General features: G+C 31.1%; 17 protein-coding genes and 1 rRNA gene. 9 read left to right on the top strand and 9 right to left on the bottom strand.

The genetic code is table 11. The annotated features are described in order from the left end of the window. Positions 1-7: 7 nt before the first annotated feature. Positions 8-277 (top strand): TMEM165/GDT1 family protein, encoded by a 270-nt coding sequence (locus B5D15_RS12510; protein WP_078697454.1) that lies wholly within the window; start codon positions 8-10, stop codon positions 275-277. A 66-nt stretch (positions 278-343) separates the two neighbouring features. Here B5D15_RS12510 and noc read toward each other — a convergent pair whose 3' ends face one another. The 9 genes from noc to rpmH form a co-directional block, all read right to left on the bottom strand. Further along, a complete protein-coding gene (noc, locus tag B5D15_RS12505; RefSeq protein WP_207651470.1) occupies positions 344-1,132 on the bottom strand; it encodes a nucleoid occlusion protein in 789 nt (262 codons plus the stop codon). 124 nt (positions 1,133-1,256) lie between these two features. Continuing rightward, positions 1,257-1,976, bottom strand: a complete 720-nt coding sequence (rsmG, locus tag B5D15_RS12500) for a 16S rRNA (guanine(527)-N(7))-methyltransferase RsmG (RefSeq protein ID WP_078697452.1) — start codon at positions 1,974-1,976, stop codon at positions 1,257-1,259. Between the two features lie 3 nt (positions 1,977-1,979). Continuing rightward, on the bottom strand, positions 1,980-3,863 hold the full coding sequence (gene mnmG, locus B5D15_RS12495) for a tRNA uridine-5-carboxymethylaminomethyl(34) synthesis enzyme MnmG (protein WP_078697474.1): 1,884 nt from the start codon (positions 3,861-3,863) through the stop codon (positions 1,980-1,982). 19 nt (positions 3,864-3,882) lie between these two features. Beyond that, complete coding sequence (gene mnmE, locus B5D15_RS12490) at positions 3,883-5,265, bottom strand: tRNA uridine-5-carboxymethylaminomethyl(34) synthesis GTPase MnmE (RefSeq protein ID WP_078697451.1); 1,383 nt, start codon at positions 5,263-5,265, stop codon at positions 3,883-3,885. Between the two features lie 123 nt (positions 5,266-5,388). Then, on the bottom strand, positions 5,389-6,015 hold the full coding sequence (gene jag, locus B5D15_RS12485) for an RNA-binding cell elongation regulator Jag/EloR (protein ID WP_078697450.1): 627 nt from the start codon (positions 6,013-6,015) through the stop codon (positions 5,389-5,391). 14 nt (positions 6,016-6,029) lie between these two features. Continuing rightward, positions 6,030-6,704, bottom strand: coding sequence for a membrane protein insertase YidC (gene yidC / locus B5D15_RS12480; RefSeq protein ID WP_078697449.1), 675 nt, complete (start codon positions 6,702-6,704; stop codon positions 6,030-6,032). Positions 6,705-6,721: 17 nt separating this feature from the next. Then, the gene (gene yidD / locus B5D15_RS12475; RefSeq protein WP_078697448.1) at positions 6,722-6,931 is read right to left on the bottom strand and encodes a membrane protein insertion efficiency factor YidD; all 210 of its coding nucleotides are present in this window, start codon (positions 6,929-6,931) and stop codon (positions 6,722-6,724) included. Next, a complete protein-coding gene (gene rnpA, locus B5D15_RS12470; RefSeq protein WP_078697447.1) occupies positions 6,903-7,277 on the bottom strand; it encodes a ribonuclease P protein component in 375 nt (124 codons plus the stop codon). The genes yidD and rnpA overlap by 29 nt, the downstream gene beginning before the upstream one ends. Before the next feature lie 59 nt (positions 7,278-7,336). Beyond that, entirely contained in the window at positions 7,337-7,471 is a 135-nt protein-coding gene (rpmH, locus tag B5D15_RS12465) for a 50S ribosomal protein L34 (protein WP_078697446.1), read from the bottom strand. 438 nt (positions 7,472-7,909) lie between these two features. Between rpmH and dnaA the strand changes: the two genes are divergently transcribed. The 8 genes from dnaA to B5D15_RS12425 form a co-directional block, all read left to right on the top strand. Next, positions 7,910-9,337, top strand: a complete 1,428-nt coding sequence (gene dnaA / locus B5D15_RS12460; protein WP_423236577.1) for a chromosomal replication initiator protein DnaA — start codon at positions 7,910-7,912, stop codon at positions 9,335-9,337. 258 nt (positions 9,338-9,595) lie between these two features. Then, the gene (gene dnaN / locus B5D15_RS12455; RefSeq protein ID WP_078697444.1) at positions 9,596-10,687 is read left to right on the top strand and encodes a DNA polymerase III subunit beta; all 1,092 of its coding nucleotides are present in this window, start codon (positions 9,596-9,598) and stop codon (positions 10,685-10,687) included. Between the two features lie 57 nt (positions 10,688-10,744). After that, positions 10,745-10,969, top strand: coding sequence for an RNA-binding S4 domain-containing protein (locus B5D15_RS12450; RefSeq protein WP_078697443.1), 225 nt, complete (start codon positions 10,745-10,747; stop codon positions 10,967-10,969). 2 nt (positions 10,970-10,971) lie between these two features. Continuing rightward, complete coding sequence (gene recF, locus B5D15_RS12445) at positions 10,972-12,078, top strand: DNA replication/repair protein RecF (RefSeq protein WP_078697442.1); 1,107 nt, start codon at positions 10,972-10,974, stop codon at positions 12,076-12,078. A 34-nt stretch (positions 12,079-12,112) separates the two neighbouring features. Next, complete coding sequence (gene remB / locus B5D15_RS12440; RefSeq protein ID WP_078697441.1) at positions 12,113-12,370, top strand: extracellular matrix regulator RemB; 258 nt, start codon at positions 12,113-12,115, stop codon at positions 12,368-12,370. A gap of 16 nt (positions 12,371-12,386) precedes the next feature. Beyond that, positions 12,387-14,291 (top strand): DNA topoisomerase (ATP-hydrolyzing) subunit B, encoded by a 1,905-nt coding sequence (gyrB, locus tag B5D15_RS12435; RefSeq protein ID WP_078697440.1) that lies wholly within the window; start codon positions 12,387-12,389, stop codon positions 14,289-14,291. Positions 14,292-14,315: 24 nt separating this feature from the next. Further along, positions 14,316-16,757: a DNA gyrase subunit A gene (gene gyrA, locus B5D15_RS12430; protein ID WP_078697439.1), complete on the top strand. Its 2,442-nt coding sequence runs from the start codon at positions 14,316-14,318 to the stop codon at positions 16,755-16,757. 459 nt (positions 16,758-17,216) lie between these two features. Beyond that, positions 17,217-17,473, top strand: a 16S ribosomal RNA gene (locus B5D15_RS12425); the annotation flags it as partial.

Raw genomic sequence — 17,473 nt, 5'->3', positions numbered from 1 at the left:
GGATTTTATGTTAAAAATAATATTAACAACTTTTTTTCTCGTTTTTATTGCTGAATTAGGAGACAAAACCCAGATTACAACTATGCTTCTATCTGCTGATACAAGTTCAAAATTTGCCGTATTTATTGGCTCTGCTCTCGCACTAATATGTTCATCTTTTATAGGAGTAATGCTCGGTTCCATTATAAATAAATATATACCGCCAAACATAATTCAATTGGCTTCTGCAGTTGCATTTATAATTATTGGCGTTCTCCTTCTTTTTAATAAACTATAGTCATTCATACTATAATCTTAATTAATTCTTACTCAAAAAATCTAAAAAAAAGAGATAAGCTTTTGCTTATCTCTTTGGAATTCTAACTATTATCTCCATGTAATCATCGTCTTCTCTATGCTTATATTCAGCGTCTATTCCATTTTTATTCATTATTTGCTTTAAAGTATTTGTTATAATCCTCGGATTTATAGACCACTTCATTTTTCTTTTGTTTTCATCTTTCTTGTTTTCAGAATTTGTCTTTCTTTTAATTTCTCTATCTACAAGTTCTTCCGTCTTTTTAACATTTAAATTCTTTTTGATGATTTCATCTATTATTTTATTTTGGATTTCTTCATCGGGTATTTTTAATAGAGCTCTTGCATGCCTTTCAGTTAAGCCCTCATTTACTAATCTATCTTTAATTTTAGAAGATAACTTTAAAATTCTAATCTTATTTGCAATTGTAGACTGCTTTTTACCTATCTTCTTTGATAATTCTTCCTGTGTTATATTAAGCTCTTTAAGTAAATTATAATAACCTTCTGCTTCTTCTATAAAATTTAAATCCTCCCTCTGAAGGTTTTCAATCATAGCAAGTACAGCTGATTCATTATCGTCTACATCAACAATAATTGCCGGTATATTTTCAAGTCCAGCAAGCTGTGATGCCCTAAGACGTCTTTCCCCTGCAACAAGCTCGTAATATTTATCATCCTTTTTTCTAACGCTTATAGGCTGCAAAACGCCATATTCTCTAATCGATTCTGCAAGTTCCATAAGAGAATCCGAATCAAATTGTTTCCTTGGCTGATAGATGTTTTGCTTTATCATATTTATAGGTAATTTAACAATTTCTCTTTCCGCTTGCATTTCCACCATCCCTCTTATATTCTTTATTAATTATTTCGATATATATTTCCCTTTTCCTGCTAATATATTTTTTAAATCATACTACATATTTATTCATTTTTTATAACTTACTTTCCTTATTTCGTCATTTTAAAGGCTTTTTCTCTATTTGCGACGCTTTTCTCGGATATTTTTTATCTGTACTTTTTACTTTTTCGACAATAATAAGCTTATGCTGCATCTCTTCTTCATATATTTTTACATCGACAATTTTATTTAGCTTTCCCCCTAATGTTCCTATTGCATTTTTACTTTCCCTAATTTCTTCATCTGTTGAAGGTCCTTTCATGGCAATAAAATATCCACCGACTTTAACATATGGAATACAATATTCAGATAACACAGTCAGATTTGCAACTGCTCTCGCAGTTACAATATCAAATTTTTCTCTAAATTCATTATCCTTTGCTATGTCTTCAGCTCTTCCATGCATAGTTTTAATGTCCCTAAGCTCTAACTCTTTTATAACCTCATTTAAAAAATTTATCCTTTTATTTAAAGAATCAAGTAATAGTACATTTAACGATGGCATTATAATTTTCATAGGAATTCCCGGAAAACCTGCTCCAGTACCTATATCTGCTACATAGCTATTTTCTTTAATTAAACCACTGCTAAATATAGATATTGAATCTAAAAAATGTTTTTTAATTATACCCTCATCTTCTTTTATTGCAGTCAAATTAATCTTTTCATTCCACTGCTTTAACATCTCTTTATATTTTATAAATTTCTTTATTTTTTCATCATCTATATCGATGTCATATACTTTGCAGCCTCTTTTTATAAGTTCATCTAAATCCATAAATTATTCTCCTTTTTTCCTTCTCACCTGTTCTATATAAACAAGCAATACAGAAATATCAGCAGGAGATACTCCTGATATTCTTGATGCCTGTCCTATATTCTCCGGTCTAATCCTTGATAATTTCTGCTTTGCTTCAATTCTTAGCCCTTTTATTTCGTCGTAATCTATATATTTTGGAATTTTTTTCTCCTCAATCCTTTTAAACTGCTCAACCTGCTGGAGCTGTTTTTCAATATAACCTTTGTATTTAGTTTCTATTTCTACCTCCTCAAAAATTTCATCTGAAAGATTAGGTCTTTCATAATCTAATTTGCTTGTATTTTTATAATTCATCTCTGGTCTTTTTAAAAGTTCATATAAGGATATTCCGCTTTTAATTTCTGCGCTGTTTAGCTCTTTTAATATATCATTATTTTCTTTTGTTGGCAAAATAATATACTTTTTTATTCTTTCCATTTCCTCATTTATTTGCCTCTTCTTATCTAAAAATATATTATATCTTTCTTCACTTACAAGGCCAATCTCATATCCTTTTTGGGTAAGCCTCATATCAGCGTTATCCTGTCTTAATAAAAGCCTGTATTCAGCCCTCGATGTCATCATTCTATAAGGCTCATTAGTACCTTTTGTCACAAGATCATCTATTAAAACACCTATATAAGCATCTGACCTGTCTAAAATAAGAGGATTTAAATTTTTAAGTTTTAATGCACTATTTATGCCTGCAATAATACCTTGTGCTGCTGCTTCTTCATATCCTGAACTTCCATTAATCTGCCCAGCAAAAAACAAACCATCTATTTTTTTATGTTCAAGAGATAGCTTTAATTGAGTCGGATCTATGCAATCATACTCTATCGCATAGGCTGTTCTTAGTATTTCACAGTTTTCCAGACCTATTATAGACCTATACATTTTTATTTGAACATCCTCAGGGAGAGAGCTTGACATACCTTGGACATAAAGCTCCTCAGTATCTTCTCCTTCAGGTTCTATAAATACCTGATGCTTTTCTTTATCTGGAAATTTCATAATTTTATCTTCAATCGATGGACAATATCTTGGCCCAACTCCCTCAATCATTCCTGTGTATAAAGGAGACCTTCCTATGTTATCAAGAATTATTTTTTTAGTTTCATCAGTAGTGTAGGTAAGATAACAAGGTATCTGCTGCCTATCTATATTTCCTGAAATAAATGAGAACGGAACTATTTTTTCATCCCCAGGCTGAATTACCATTTTTGAAAAATCTACGCTTCTCCTATGTATTCTTGCAGGTGTACCTGTTTTAAATCTTCTCAGTTCAATTCCATTATCTTGCAGGCTTTTTGAGAGCTCGTTTGCAGGAAATAAACCATTAGGTCCTCCACTATAGCTTACCTCACCAATTATAATCTTACCCTTTAAATATGTACCTGTTGTTAATATAGCAGTTTTACAACTAAAATAAGCTCCATTCTTTGTCTGTAAACCTTTTATTCTTCCATCTTCAATATCTAAAGAAATAACTTCATCCTGCTTTATTGAAAGATTCTCCTGATTCTCAAGAGTATGCTTCATTAAGGATTGATATCTTTTTTTATCAGCCTGTGCTCTTAAAGAGTGTACCGCTGGTCCCTTTGCGGTATTGAGCATTCTTGATTGTATAAATGTTTTGTCGATATTAATACCCATCTGCCCGCCAAGAGCATCAATCTCTCTTACAAGATGTCCCTTTGAAGTGCCTCCGATTGCAGGATTGCAGGGCATTAGCGCAATACTATCAAAATTTAATGTTATAATAAGAGTTTTACATCCAAGCCTTGCAGCAGCAAGAGCAGCCTCGCATCCAGCATGACCTGCTCCTACAACTATAACATCGTAACTTCCAGCCATATACATAATATTCACCTCAAAGCTATGATTATTTACCAATACAAAAATTAGAAAATATCCTGTCAATAATATCGTCTGAAACCGTATCTCCAGTAATTTCTCCAAGCTTTAAATATGCATCCTTAAAATCAATCGATGCACAATCTAAAGGAAGACCTGACTTTAACGTTTCTATTCCATTTTCAATGCTTCTTTTAGCGTTTTCAAGTATATCTTTATGTCTTATATTGGTTATGTATACATCTTTACTCGATATATTCCCTTTATATACAATTTCAACGATATTTTTCTTAATATTTTCAATTCCATCATCTTCTTTTACAGATGTATATATTATTGGTGTATTTTTGAATATATCTTTTATATAATCAATATCAATTTTTTGTGGTATATCCATTTTATTTACAACAACTATTTTATTTTTATTCTTTATTAAATCAATAATAATATAATCTTCTTCTTCCAAATTTTTGCTTGCATCTAACATGAAAATAACAAGATCAGCTTTATCTACATATTCCTTTGTCTTTTCAACTCCTATTTTTTCAACAACATCTCCTGTTTCTCTGATTCCTGCAGTATCAACAAGTCTTATAGGAATACCTTCTATATTTATATATTCCTCAATTACATCTCTCGTAGTTCCTGGAATCTCCGTTACAATAGCCTTATTTTCCTGTATCAGCATATTAAGCAGGGATGATTTTCCAACATTTGGTTTTCCTGCAATTACAGTATTTAATCCCTCTCTTATAATTTTACCTGCATCTGCATTCTTTATTAGTTCATCAATATCTTTTATTATTTCATCAGCATTTCTAATTAATTGTCTTGTTATAATGCTTTCAATGTCATCTTCTGGATAATCAATTGTAGCTTCTATATGAGCAAGTATATTTAAAAGCTTATCTATTACGCTTCTTATTTTTTTTGAAAGTTTTCCCTGTATTTGCTCCATGGCAAGTCTCATACTTTCATCAGTCTTTGCTCTTATAATATCTATTACTGCCTCTGCCTGCGATAAATCTATCCTTCCATTTAAAAAGGCTCTTTTTGTAAATTCTCCAGGTTCTGCAAGCCTTGCACCAGATTTAATTACTAAAGTTAGTATTTTTCTTACAGCCACCATTCCACCATGGCAGTTTATTTCAACTATATCTTCTTTTGTATATGTATTAGGTGCCTTCATATAACTAACTATTACTTCATCAACTATTTCATCATTCTTTTTATCTTTAATATATCCGTAAAGCATAGTATAGCTTTTCATATCGAGCACATTTTTGCCTTTAGGACTTACAAAAATTTGGTTTAAAATTTCAAGAGCTTTACTTCCTGAAATCCTTACAATTCCTATTCCACCATCACCTAAAGACGTTGAAATAGCAGCAATAGTATCTTCAACAATCATTTTACAACCACCTTTTTATAACTTTATCTACATCCTTTTATTATACCAAAAAAGATTTTTTTCAACATCATATATATATTAAAGATAATTTCTTAAAAATAAAAAGATAAAGACTACTTGTCTTTATCTTTTAGCTTCAATAACAACTTTTCTAAAGGGTTCCTCTCCCTCACTATGAGTTACAACATAGGGGTTGTTTTGAAGAGCAGAATGAATTATCCTTCTTTCGTAAGGATTCATAGGTTCTAAAGTAATACTCTTATTGTATCTTTTTACTTTATATGCAAGCCTGTTTGCAAGCCTTACTAAAGTCTCTTCCCTTTTTTGTCTATAATTTTCAGTATCTATTACTACTCTCTTATATGCATTTTCTTCATTACTCTTATTTATTACAAGGCTTAAAAGATATTGTATAGCATCAAGGGTTTCCCCCCTATGACCTATTAAAATTCCCATTTTAGGTCCAACAAGGTTAACTTTTAGTATATCATCCTCATCTTTTACATGTATTTCACATTTAATTCCCATTTTATCAAGCAGCTCACGCAAAAACTTTTTAGCAATAACTTCATAGTCCTCTTTCACAGTTAATATTACCTTTGCAGGTTTACTTCCAAGAAGACCAAGTATTCCTTTATTGCCTTTATCTATAACTTCTATGCTTACCTTGTCCTTTGTAACCCTTAACACTTTAAGTCCATTTTCAACCGCCTCATCTACTGTTCTACCGGCCATTTCAATAGATTTCATAGGTTTTCACCACCTTATTTTATAAGCATTTCCTGATCCTTGTGTTTTATCTTGTTTATTATAAAATACTGCTGAAGCATTTGTATAAAATTACCAATAATCCAATATAAAACTAATGCTGCACTGAATTTATAGCTTATATAAACAAAGAAAATAGACATAAAAATATTCATTTGTTTTTGTGTTTTTGCTGAAGGATCATCAGTCTTTGGCTGCATCATTAAACCTGACAGAAAAGTAGTTACACCTGATAATATAGGAAGTATAAAATACTTATCAGGGGAACTTAAACTTGGAACCCATAGAAATGGAACTCCAGCAAAACCCTTAAAATTATATATTACATAATACATCGCAATAAAAATTGGAAATTGAACTAATACTGGCAAGCAGCCTGCAAGAGGATTTACTCCAGCTTCTTTATAAAGTTCCATTTGCTTTTGCTGTAATTTTTGAGGATCGTTTTTGTACTTGTCCTGCAATTCCTTTAATTTAGGCTGAATTTCACCCATTTTAACAGTTGATTTTGTTTGGCTTATTGTTAATGGAAGTATTAAAAATCTTATGATTAAAGTAAATATAAATATATCTAAAAAGTATGCTACACTAAGATTTGTAATACCTATTCCTGTAACAAATTTATTTATTAAATCAAAAAAGCTTGTTAACGGCTTTACTAATATATTCAAAGCTCATACCTCCTTTTTTAGGGTACAGGATCATATCCTCCTTCATGAAAAGGATGACATTTTAATATTCTTCTAACTGATAGATAACTTCCTTTTATAACGCCATATTTTTCTATAGCTTCTATGGCATACTGTGAGCAAGTCGGATAAAACCTGCAGCTTGGCGGTTTCATAGGCGATATATATTTTCTATATATTTTAATCAGATATATCAATATTTTTCTCATTATTTTCAACCTCTTTTAATAAACCACCTTTTTTAAAAAGATTTTTCATCGCTTCTTCTATCAAATAATAATTAGCCTGTGAAGATTTTTTTCTTGCAACAAATATTAAATCATATCCTGTCTTAGTCATATTTCTATTTTTTCTAAAACATTCCCTTATTAACCTTTTCACTCGATTTCTAACTACACTATTTCCAATCTTCTTACTTACAGATATTCCTACTCTATTAATATTTTTTCCATTTCTGAACAAGTATAAAACCAAGACATCATTACTTAGAGATTTTCCTTTTCTATATATATATCTGAAATGTGAGTTTTTTCTGACTCTTTCTTCTTTTTTCATTATATATTTATCACTCCATAAAAGGATGAATTGCACAAAAAGGCCACTTAAGTGCGGCCTTATGCTGTTAATTTCTTTCTACCTTTTCTTCTTCTTCTTTGTAAAACAAGTCTTCCTGAACGAGTCTTCATTCTCTTTCTGAATCCATGCTCTTTCTTTCTCTGTCTTTTCTTTGGCTGGTATGTTCTTAACATCAATTGCACCCCCTTTTACAATTTTCTATGTTAATGGGATTTTATCAAAACCATTACAATTATTTAGATTACTATAAAAGATTATATATTTATGTACTTAAACTGTCAAGAAATACATAATCCACAATAATGTTAATAATTTATTGTGTTTTTTGTGGATAACTCTTGCTTGTATTTTAATTATTTGTTAATATATTTATACACCGTTGATAACTCTTATTTTTTTGTTTAAAAATAAAGTTATGCACAATCTGTGGATAACAATGTGTATAAGTTGTTGAATTTATTTATTTTTTCTTGTTTTTTTGCAATTTATACCCTGTTAATTCTGTTAATCTAGTTTTTGTGGATAATTTTATTTTTTGCTAAATTAATTTTTATAATCAACATATTCACATATTTGTGTATAATTTTTTTTGTTTTTGTCAACATTTTTTTATGGGCATTTTATATCAAAAAACTGTTGATAACTTTCTAAAAAAATTTTTATTCTTTATCAACATAAGAGGAGGCTATTGCATGGGTACCGAACTTATTGATTTATGGCAAAAAGTCCTTAATATTATAAAATCCGAACTTTCAGAGGTAGGCTTTAATACATGGATTAAATGTCTTGAACCTTTAAAGTTAACTCAGGAAACTTTATATCTTTCTGTGCCTAACGAATTTACAAAAAATATACTTGAAGCAAGATATAAAGATTTGATTTCTAATGCTGTTAAGCTTACTTTTTCAAAGCACTATGATATTAAGCTTGTTCTTCCTGATGATGAGGCTTATAAAAATTTAGATAAAAGTCCATCAAAAGCTGCAAAGGAAAAAGTTTTAGATGATGCTCCTAACTCTATGCTTAATCCTAAATATACCTTTGATTCCTTTGTAGTTGGAAACAGTAATAGATTTGCCCATGCAGCTTCTCTTGCCGTTGCAGAATCCCCTGCAAAGGCATATAACCCGCTTTTTATATATGGTGGAGTTGGACTTGGGAAAACACATCTCATGCATGCAATAGGGCACTATATACTTAACACAAATCCTAATACAAAAGTAGTATATGTTTCTTCTGAAAAATTTACTAATGAACTTATAAATTCTATTAAAGATGATAAAAATATCGAATTCAGAAATAAATACAGAAACATAGATATTTTACTTATAGATGATATTCAATTTATAGCTGGTAAGGAAAGAACTCAGGAAGAATTTTTCCATACTTTTAACGCTCTATATGAAGCAAATAAACAAATTATAATATCCAGCGACAGACCACCAAAGGAAATTCCAACCCTTGAAGACAGGCTTCGTTCAAGATTTGAATGGGGACTTATAGCGGATATACAGCCGCCTGATTTTGAAACAAGAATAGCTATTTTAAAGAAAAAAGCTGATGTTGAAAATTTAAGCGTTCCAAATGAAGTAATGGTATATATAGCAAACAAAATACAGTCCAACATTCGTGAACTTGAAGGCGCACTAATCAGAGTAGTTGCATACTCTTCCCTTGCAAGTAAAGAAGTAACAGTTGATTTAGCCTCTGAAGCTTTAAAGGATATCATATCCAATAAAAGCTCAAAACAAATTACTGTTGAGCTCATACAAGATGTTGTATCAAGCTACTTTAATCTTAGATCTGAAGATTTTAAATCTAAACGAAGAACTAAAAATGTTGCTTATCCAAGACAGATAGCAATGTATCTTGCAAGAAAGCTCACTGACTTATCTCTTCCAAAGATAGGGGAAGAGTTTGGGGGAAGAGACCATACAACAGTAATACATGCTTTTGATAAGATAAATGAAGGCTTAGAAAGTGATCCTGGTCTTAAAGATACAATTGATGAACTAACAAAAAAGATACAGCAAAAATAATTAACAATTGTAAATAACTTTTTGAATAAGTTGTGGATATTTTTTTAGAATAATTTTCAGCGTTATTAATGTGGATAAAGTGTACAGCAGCGTAAACATCTTATCCACAATTATTTTTTGGATTATTCTTTGATATCAAAGGTTTTTAAAGGTTATTCACAATTTCACAGCTACTATTACTATTACTACTATAAAATTAAATATATTACTCTCTCTATATATAAAATTATCCCCTGTGGATTATTAGGAGGTTTTATAATGTGGTTCACCTGTGAAAAGGAATTGCTTGAAAATGCAATAAACACTGTTCAAAGAGCGACTTCAAATAAAACAACATATCAGATACTTGAGGGTATACTTATAAAAGCAATAGATAACAAGGTAGTACTTACTGCAACAGATCTTGATCTTGGTATAGAAACCTATATAAAGGCGAATGTAAATAAAAATGGAGCAATAGTTGTAAATTCAAAACTTTTTGGTGAGTTTATAAGAAAACTTCCCAATGATATAATTATGATTGAAGTAAAAGATAATAATGTATTTATAAAATGCAATAAATCTGAATTTGTCATAGTTGGAAACAATCCTGATGAATTTCCATCACTTCCTTCAATAAATGAAAATACGATGTATGAAATATCACAGGATTTACTAAGAAATATGATAAGGCAAACTATATTTGCTATAGCTCAAGATGAAACAAGACCCATTCTTACAGGTATTCTGTTTGAAATTAAGGATGGAATGCTAAATTTTGTTGCATTGGATGGATACAGACTTGCATTAAAATCTGAAAGCATAGAGAGTTCTCAAAATATTAGTGCTGTAATTCCAGGTAAAACTTTAAGCGAAATATCAAAAATACTTGAACCTTCTGATGATATTGTTAAAATAACCTTTACACCAAATCATATTTTGTTTACTTTTGAAAATACTAAAATTATATCAAGACTTCTTGATGGTGAATTTATAAATTACAGACAAATAGTTCCAGATGAGTATAAGTTAAGGGTAAAAGTTTCAAAAAATGAACTTCTTGACAGTATAGAACGTGCATCTCTTCTCGCAAGGGAAGGAAAAACAAATCTAATAAAATTTGAAATAAGCGACGATAAAATGGTTATAACTTCTAATTCACAAATAGGAAAGGTATATGAGGAAATAGAAATAGAGCTTGAAGGAGAAGGAATTAAAATAGCTTTTAATTCAAAATATTTCGTTGATGTTTTAAGAATTATAGATTCTGAAGAAATATACCTTGAATTTTCTACAAGCGTAAGTCCATGCGTTGTAAAAAAATGTGATTCTAATAATTATATTTACCTTGTGCTTCCTGTTAGACTATAATGATATTAACCACCTGTTTTCAGGTGGTTTTATATAGTTATATAATGGAGGTTTTTTATGAATAAAATAGAGATAAAAACAGAGTTTATAAAACTTGATCAGTTCTTAAAATGGGCAGGAATAGTTGAATCTGGTTCTATTGCAAAACTTATAATACAAAATGGCGATGTTAAAGTAAATGGAGAAATAGTAACTCAAAGAGGCAAAAAATTATTTCCAAATGATATAGTTCTTATAAAAGACGTTGGTACATTTCAAATCAGCCGTTTTGAGGAGAAATAAATATGCATATAAAATCTCTTGAACTTGTTAACTTTAGAAATTATAGTAATGTTATTTTAGAGCCTATAAATGGACTTAACATACTCGTTGGAGAAAATGCACAGGGTAAAACAAACATAGTTGAGAGTATATACTTTACCAGCAGCTTAAAATCCTATAGGACATTTAAGGATAGGGAATTAATAAAGTGGGGATTTGAAAAAGCCTATATAAAAGAAGATATTGAAAAGCAAAACAGCTTTAATAAGATTGAGGTATTAATCAATAATGAAGATAAAAAGGCTGTAAGAATAAATGGTGTTAAAAATTTAAAACCATCTGATGCTATTGGAATGGTAAATGTAGTAATATTCTCTCCAGAGGATTTAAAACTTTTAAAAGAAGGACCTGCAATTAGAAGAAAATTTATAGATAATGAATTAAATCAATTAAGACCTAAGTATCATCATGCACTTTTGCAGTATAACCATATTCTGTTAAATAGAAATAATCTTTTAAAGTTATCTTTTAACAAACCTTCTTTAAAAACTGAAATAGAAGTATTCAGTGAGCAGCTTGCAGAATATGGTAGTTTTATTGTTGAAGCAAGATATGAATTTATTAAAAAGCTTTCTATGATTGCAAGATTAATACATAGAAAAATAACTAATGGAGAAGAAGAAATTGAAATTACATATCAATGCGATGCAGGATTATTTAATAGTAAAAGTCAAGTAAAAAAAGAATTATTAAACTTTTATATTAATCAAATCGATAAGGATATTGAGAAGGGCTATACTTTAAAAGGACCGCATAGGGATGATATAATAATTAGAATTAATGGAACTGATGCAAGAATATATGGCTCACAGGGACAGCAAAGGTCTGCAGCACTTTCTTTAAAACTATCGGAGATTGAAATAATAAAGTCTGAAGTTGGAGAATACCCAATACTTTTACTTGATGATGTTATGTCAGAGCTTGATATTAATAGACAAAAGCATCTTCTCAATACATTTAAAAACATTCAAACTTTTTTAACATGTACAACTTTGAATGATATAAATGCTTTTCATTTTGATAATAAGTCGATATTTACTGTAAAGCAAGGTACAGTGAAAAAACAATAATAGAGGTTTATAATATTTTAAGGAGGAGAATTCTATGTTTTTACATCTTGGAGAGAATGTAGTAATACCATTGTCAGAAGTTATAGCTATATTTGATATTAACTCTACAACAAGTTCAGATACAAAACTTTTCTTAAATACTGCAGAAGAAGAAGGTTTTATTCAAAAAATAAGCAGCGAAGATCCAAAATCCTTTGTTTTAACTGAAAGAAACAAAAAAAGTATAATTTATTTATCTCCAATATCATCTGTTACACTTACAAAACGCAGCGGTTTTATAGACGAGTTATAAAGAAGAGGTGAAAAAAATGGCTAAAGAAATTAATAAATATGATGCCAGTCAGATACAGGTATTAGAAGGTCTTGAGGCTGTTAGAAAAAGGCCTGGAATGTATATAGGGAGCACAGGATCAAGGGGTCTTCATCATCTTGTATATGAAATTCTTGATAATGCAATAGATGAAGCACTAGAGGGTACATGTAATGAAATAACCGTAACGATACATTCAGATAATTCTGTAACTGTAACTGACAATGGAAGAGGTATACCTATAGGAATACATCCTAAGCTGAATAAGCCAGCTGTTGAAGTTGTATTCACTGTACTTCATGCAGGTGGAAAGTTTGGCGGTGGAGGTTATAAAGTATCAGGAGGATTGCATGGGGTTGGTGCTTCAGTAGTAAATGCACTTTCTGAATGGCTGGAAGTTAAGGTTAAAAATGGTGAAAGAATATATCGTCAAAGATATGAAAGAGGTAAGACTGTAACAGAGCTTGAGGTTATAGGCAATACAAAAGAAACAGGTTCAATTGTTACTTTTAAACCTGATTATCAGATATTTGAAACTCTTGAATTTGAATACGAAGTCTTATCTCAAAGAATAAGAGAGCTTGCATTTTTGAATAATGGTATAAAAATAACTCTAACAGATGAGAGATATGGAAAAAGCGAAGTTTTTCATTATGAAGGCGGCATAAAAGAGTTTGTTGTATATTTAAACAGAAATAAAGAAGCAATAAATGAAAAACCGATATATATTAAGGGCAATAAAGATGATATAATAGTTGAAATTGCTATGCAGTATAATGATGGATACAATGAAAGCATATTTTCTTTTGCAAACAATATAGATACAACTGAGGGAGGAACTCATGTTTCAGGCTTTAAAACTGCCCTTACAAAGGTTGTGAATGATTATGCAAGAAAATATGGATTTATAAAAGAAAATGAAAACAATCTTTCAGGAGAGGATACGAGGGAAGGTCTTACTGCAGTTATATCTGTAAAAATTCCTAACCCGCAGTTTGAAGGACAAACTAAAACAAAGCTTGGAAATACTGAGGTCAGGGGTATTGTAGATTCAATTGTTTCTGATAGAGTTTCAGCATTTTTAGAGGAAAATCCTCAAATATCAAAATCAATAATAGATAAATGTATAATGGCTTCAAGAGCAAGAGAAGCTGCAAGAAAAGCAAGAGAGCTTACAAGAAGAAAAAGCGTACTTGAAAATACATCCCTTCCTGGAAAGCTTGCAGACTGCTCCGAAAAGGATCCCAAACAATGCGAGATATTTATCGTTGAGGGGGACTCCGCTGGAGGCTCTGCAAAACAGGGAAGAGATAGAAGATTTCAGGCTATTCTTCCTCTTAGAGGAAAAATAATGAATGTAGAGAAGCAAAGACTTGATAAAGTATTATCCTATGCTGAAATAAGGTCTATGATAACAGCTTTCGGTGCTGGAATAGATGAAGAATTCGATTTAAGCAAGATAAGATATGACAGGATTATAATAATGACAGATGCTGATGTTGATGGTGCACACATAAGGACGCTTCTTTTAACATTTTTCTATAGATATATGAAGCCGCTAATTGAAGAGGGACATGTATATATAGCACAGCCTCCTCTTTATAAGATAAGCAAAAATAAAAAGGAATATTATGTTTATACAGATAGAGAACTTGAAAGAAAGCTTGATGAGATTGGAAGAGATAATGTTACAATTCAAAGATATAAAGGTCTTGGTGAAATGAATCCAGAGCAGCTCTGGGAAACAACTATGAACCCAAAGACAAGAAAGATGCTTAAGGTTGATGTTGAAGATGCAGTTGCAGCTGATGAGATTTTTACAATATTAATGGGTGATAAAGTAGAGCCAAGACGTGAATTTATAATACAAAACGCTAAAAAAGTTCAAAATCTTGATATTTAACTTGTCTACGATTGAGGTGAAGTTATGGAAGAAATAAATGAGAAGATTCAAATAGTAAATATTAATGATGAGATGAAAAAATGCTATATAGATTATGCGATGAGTGTAATCGTTGGGAGAGCTCTTCCTGATGTAAGAGACGGATTAAAGCCTGTTCATAGAAGGATACTTTACTCTATGCACGAACTTGGACTTTTTCCTGATAAACAGTACAGAAAGAGTGCAAGAATCGTTGGAGACGTTTTAGGTAAATACCATCCTCATGGCGATAGTGCAGTATATGATGCAATGGTAAGGCTTGCGCAGGATTTTTCAACAAGATATCTTCTTGTTGATGGTCACGGAAACTTTGGTTCAGTTGACGGCGATGGTGCAGCTGCTATGCGTTATACTGAGGCTAGGCTCTCAAAAATTGCAATGGAAATGATGAGAGACATTAATAAGGATACAATAGATTTTGTAGATAACTTTGATGGAAGTGAAAAGGAACCTTCTGTACTTCCTTCAAGATATCCTAATCTTCTTGTTAATGGTTCTTCAGGTATAGCAGTTGGTATGGCTACAAATATACCTCCTCACAACCTTTCTGAAGTTATAGATGGAACAATAATGCTTATTGATAATCCAGATGTATCAATAAAAGAATTAATGACAAAGATAAAGGGACCTGATTTTCCAACTGCAGGGGTTATTCTTGGAAAAGATGGAATAAGGCAGGCATATGAAACAGGCAGAGGAAGAATAATAGTTAGAGCAAAGGCAGTAATAGAAGAGGAAAAAGGTAAAAATAAAATTATTATAACTGAAATTCCATATCAGGTTAATAAAGCAAAGCTCATTGAAGATATTGCAGAGCTCGTAAAGGATAAAAAGATAGAGGGAATTTCAGATTTAAGAGATGAGTCCGATAGACAGGGAATGAGAATTGTAATTGAATTAAAAAGAGATGCTAACCCTAATGTTGTTTTAAACCTCCTCTATAAGCATACTAAAATGCAGGATACATTTGGAGTTATAATGATAGCTCTTGTTGATGGAGAACCAAAAACATTAAATCTTAAAGAAGCCTTAATACACTATATAAATTTCCAAAAGGAAGTTTTAACACGAAGAACAAGATATGAGCTTGATAAGGCAGAAGCAAGGGCACACATATTAGAAGGCTTAAGAATAGCCCTTGACCACATAGATGAAGTAATAAATCTTATTAGAAGTTCAAAAACAGTTGAGATTGCAAGAAATGGCTTGATGGAAAAATTTGGACTTTCTGAAAAACAAGCTCAAGCAATACTTGATATGAGGCTTCAAAGGCTTACAGGACTTGAAAGGGAGAAAATCGAAGAGGAATATGCAGAGCTTATAAAAACAATAAACTATCTAAGAGAAGTATTAGAGAATGAAAGATTATTGCTGAGTATAATAAAAGATGAGCTTAATGAAATAAAACAAAAGTATGGAGATACACGAAGAACCAAAATAATGAGTAAATTTGAGGAAATAGATGTTGAAGATTTAATACAGGAAGAAGAAGTAGCGGTAACTATTACTCATGCGGGATATATAAAAAGAATTACAATAGATGCATATAGAAGTCAAAAACGCGGGGGGAAGGGCATACAGGGTCTTTCTACAAGGGAAGATGACTTTGTTGAACATCTTTTTATAACTTCTACCCATAACAATATTATCTTCTTTACAAATATGGGAAGAGCATATAAATTAAAAGCGTATGAGATACCCGAAGGTGGAAGAACTGCTAAAGGAACAAATATTGTAAACATACTTCCTCTAAATCCAAGGGAAAAAATTCAGGCTGTAATTTCTATAAAAGAATTTAATGAGGAAGAATACTTACTGTTTGTAACAAAGAATGGTCTTATGAAAAAGACCACCTTAAGTGAATTCAGTTCAATAAGAAAAAATGGACTTAATGCTATTAATTTAAGAGATTCAGATGAGCTTATAGGAGCTAAACTTACAGATGGAAAGCAGACTATAGCAGTTATAACACAAAATGGATACAGCCTCACATTTAATGAGGAAGATGTAAGACCTATGGGAAGAACAGCAGCAGGAGTAAAAGCAATAACACTTAGAGAAAATGATATAGTTGTTGGTGCAGAAATAGTAGATTTAGAACAAGATCTTCTCATTGTAAGTGAAAATGGTTATGGAAAAAGAACTTCATATACAGAATATCCTGTTCACCATAGAGGTGGAAAAGGAATAATAACATATAAAGTAACAGAAAAGACAGGAAAAATAGTAGGTGCAAAGACTGTTAAAGACAGCGATGAGATAATGCTTATTAATAACAGCAATATTATAATAAGGCTTGAAGTCAATCAGATATCAAGATCAGGAAGAAATACTATGGGAGTAACTTTAATGAAAACCAAAGAAGATGAGAGAATAGTGTCTGTTGCAAAAATAAACAGCAACGATAATGAAGAAGAGAACCAATAGCAGATAAATTAACCTAATTAGTGACAGAAGTTGCTCACTTCTTTAAGACTTTACAATTTACAGATGTATTAATATATAGCCTCTATTTATCTAAATAAGTAGAGGCTATATTATTTTTAAATACCAAAAACTAGTGTTTGAAAATAGTAAGATAATATGATTTAATACTATTTGTCTTTACGTTACAGCTTTTGATTCAAAAACTAAAAAATTTCATTAGCAAAGAAATAAACTTGTTGACAAAGACAAAATAAGATGATAATATTAATAAGTGTCGGCGCTATGAAGGCGTCGAAAAAAAGAAAAAAATAAAAACAGTTGACATCAAAGTTAGTGCATGATATAATAAAATGCGTCGGTTGAAATAACCGTAAAATTTGAACCTTGAAAATTGAACAGTGGATAAGCGAACGTACCATAAAAGATGCAAATAAGCATCAAAAATGAGTTTCAGGATTTTATCTTGAGAGTTTGATCCTGGCTCAGGACGAACGCTGGCGGCGTGCTTAACACATGCAAGTCGAGCGGAGGGGAAAAAGCTTGCTTTTGAACCTTAGCGGCGGACGGGTGAGTAACACGTGGGTAACCTGCCTCATGGAGGGGGATAACACTAAGAAATTGGTGCTAATACCGCATAAAACCGTAGGGTCACATGACCTAACGGTCAAAGATTTATCGCCATGAGATGGGCCCGCGGCCCATTAGCTAGTTGGTGA

Source organism: Caloramator quimbayensis (assembly GCF_900167605.1).
GTDB lineage: Bacteria > Bacillota > Clostridia > Clostridiales > Caloramatoraceae > Caloramator_B > Caloramator_B quimbayensis.
This window is presented reverse-complemented; position numbering and strand designations above follow the sequence as displayed.

What these genes read in the sequence shown, in the direction of transcription:
- rsmG (WP_078697452.1), bottom strand. Translation starts at nt 1,976, where the DNA reads ATGGATTTAGATGAACTTATAAAAAGAGGCTGCAAAGTATATGACATC.
- gyrB (WP_078697440.1), top strand. Translation starts at nt 12,387, where the DNA reads ATGGCTAAAGAAATTAATAAATATGATGCCAGTCAGATACAGGTATTA.
- mnmE (WP_078697451.1), bottom strand. Translation starts at nt 5,265, where the DNA reads ATGATTGTTGAAGATACTATTGCTGCTATTTCAACGTCTTTAGGTGAT.
- remB (WP_078697441.1), top strand. Translation starts at nt 12,113, where the DNA reads ATGTTTTTACATCTTGGAGAGAATGTAGTAATACCATTGTCAGAAGTT.
- noc (WP_207651470.1), bottom strand. Translation starts at nt 1,132, where the DNA reads ATGCAAGCGGAAAGAGAAATTGTTAAATTACCTATAAATATGATAAAG.
- dnaN (WP_078697444.1), top strand. Translation starts at nt 9,596, where the DNA reads ATGTGGTTCACCTGTGAAAAGGAATTGCTTGAAAATGCAATAAACACT.
- yidD (WP_078697448.1), bottom strand. Translation starts at nt 6,931, where the DNA reads ATGAGAAAAATATTGATATATCTGATTAAAATATATAGAAAATATATA.
- rnpA (WP_078697447.1), bottom strand. Translation starts at nt 7,277, where the DNA reads ATGAAAAAAGAAGAAAGAGTCAGAAAAAACTCACATTTCAGATATATA.
- gyrA (WP_078697439.1), top strand. Translation starts at nt 14,316, where the DNA reads ATGGAAGAAATAAATGAGAAGATTCAAATAGTAAATATTAATGATGAG.
- dnaA (WP_423236577.1), top strand. Translation starts at nt 7,910, where the DNA reads ATGGGCATTTTATATCAAAAAACTGTTGATAACTTTCTAAAAAAATTT.
- recF (WP_078697442.1), top strand. Translation starts at nt 10,972, where the DNA reads ATGCATATAAAATCTCTTGAACTTGTTAACTTTAGAAATTATAGTAAT.
- rpmH (WP_078697446.1), bottom strand. Translation starts at nt 7,471, where the DNA reads ATGTTAAGAACATACCAGCCAAAGAAAAGACAGAGAAAGAAAGAGCAT.
- B5D15_RS12510 (WP_078697454.1), top strand. Translation starts at nt 8, where the DNA reads ATGTTAAAAATAATATTAACAACTTTTTTTCTCGTTTTTATTGCTGAA.
- jag (WP_078697450.1), bottom strand. Translation starts at nt 6,015, where the DNA reads ATGAAATCTATTGAAATGGCCGGTAGAACAGTAGATGAGGCGGTTGAA.
- B5D15_RS12450 (WP_078697443.1), top strand. Translation starts at nt 10,745, where the DNA reads ATGAATAAAATAGAGATAAAAACAGAGTTTATAAAACTTGATCAGTTC.